At 49.7% G+C, this 1662-nt stretch carries 1 protein-coding gene; it reads left to right on the forward strand.

The window, feature by feature from the left end; translation table 11 throughout:
• Window positions 1–78: 78 nt before the first annotated feature.
• Window positions 79–1631, forward strand: a protein-coding gene (locus HMPREF3144_RS11385) for an IS3 family transposase (protein WP_371441265.1) whose coding sequence is annotated in 2 segments (ribosomal slippage) — window positions 79–532 and window positions 532–1631 — 1554 coding nt in all. Because the reading frame shifts where the segments join, the coding sequence is not laid out codon by codon here.
• The last annotated feature ends 31 nt before the right edge of the window (window positions 1632–1662 follow it).

Here is a 1662-nt window from a genome sequence, read left to right on the forward strand (position 1 = left end):
TCCCCCTATGTCACACTAGTTGTCCGATCATTTAATTTTTACTTTTAACCCATTTAGGGTGGCGGATAGGATCTTATAATGGCAGTTCATAATCTTGAGTTTAAAGAACAACTCATCCGAAAATCATTGCCTCCTCATAATCAACGTATGGCAGACTTGAGCCATGAAAGTGGTCTTCATGTGAATACCTTGTACAAGTGGAAAAGGCAGTTAATTGCACAAGGAGTCATCGTGTCCGCGAAGAAAACGCACACCGGTAAGTGGTCCAGTAAAGCCAAGTTGACTGCACTCATGCAGACAGCCGCCATGAATGAAATTGAACGCGCTGCTTATTGTCGCGAGCACGGTTTGTATCCGGAGCAGCTAGCTGCTTGGCAAGCCGCCTTTGAGGAAATAGACTTAGACGAGGTGCCGGTCAGTAAAGAGACCTTGGCGGCAGAGCGCCGTAAAACACAGCAATTGGAACGCGAACTACGACGTAAGGAGAAGGCCTTGGCTGAAACAGCCGCCTTATTGACCTTATCAAAAAAAGCCCGGGCTATCTGGGGGGACAACGAGGAAAATTAATTCCTGCTGAGACCAAACAGATAGCCGTTACACTAGTCAATGAAGCGGTACAGTCCGGTGCCCGACGTCAACCTGCCTGCGACATCCTTGGGATTAGTTGCCGTAATTTACGACGTTGGGAGCAGGCTGAGGACTTGCATGATAAACGTCAGCAACCGGCGAAACGCAGCTATTCGCACGCCCTGACAAAAGCGGAGAAAGCATTGATGATTACGACGTGTAATCAGCCGGAGTACAGGCATTTGCCGCCTTCTCAGATCGTGCCGAAGTTAGCTGATAAGGGTATTTATATTGCCTCTGAGTCAAGCTTTTACCGAGTACTTAAAGAGTACAATCAACTGGCACACCGTGGTAAGGCGCAAGCGCCTCGCAAGGTCGTAAAACCGACGGCGTGGGTAGCTCAGGCACCGAATCAGGTATGGACCTGGGATATTACTTACTTAAAATCGACGGTGAAAGGTCAGTTCTATCGCCTTTACATGATTGTTGATATCTATAGTCGTCTGATTGTTGGTTGGGAGGTGCATCTGGAAGAGAGTGCAAAGCATGCAGCTCAGTTGATTCGTCGCGCCTGCGTGAAACACAAAGTGCAGCGAGAAACGCTCGTACTGCATTCCGACAACGGCAGTCCGATGAAGGGTGCCACGATGCTAGCTACCTTGCAGCAGCTAGGCGTGATGCCGTCCTTTAGTCGTCCGGCGACGAGCAATGACAACCCGTATTCTGAGTCTTTATTTAAGACCCTTAAGTACATGCCTCACTACCCTAATAAGCCCTTTGCCGACATCACAGAAGCCCGTCAATGGGCGCAAGACTTTACCACCTGGTACAACACACAGCATTGCCATAGCGGCATTCGCTATGTGACGCCACAGGCGCGTCACCAAGGGCAAGACCGAGAGATCTTGGCAAAGCGTGCGCAGGTCTATGAGGCAGCAAAACAGGCAAAGTCTGAACGCTGGAAAGGACGCACAACACGCAATTGGGAACCGGTGGCAGAGGTGTACCTCAACCCATCAGAGAATCAGCTAACTCAACGTCAAACCGTGAACTTAGCGGCATGAAATATCGGACAACTCGCTTGACAAATACCGG

This window comes from Oligella sp. HMSC05A10 (assembly GCF_001808335.1).
Lineage (GTDB): Bacteria > Pseudomonadota > Gammaproteobacteria > Burkholderiales > Burkholderiaceae_B > Oligella > Oligella urethralis.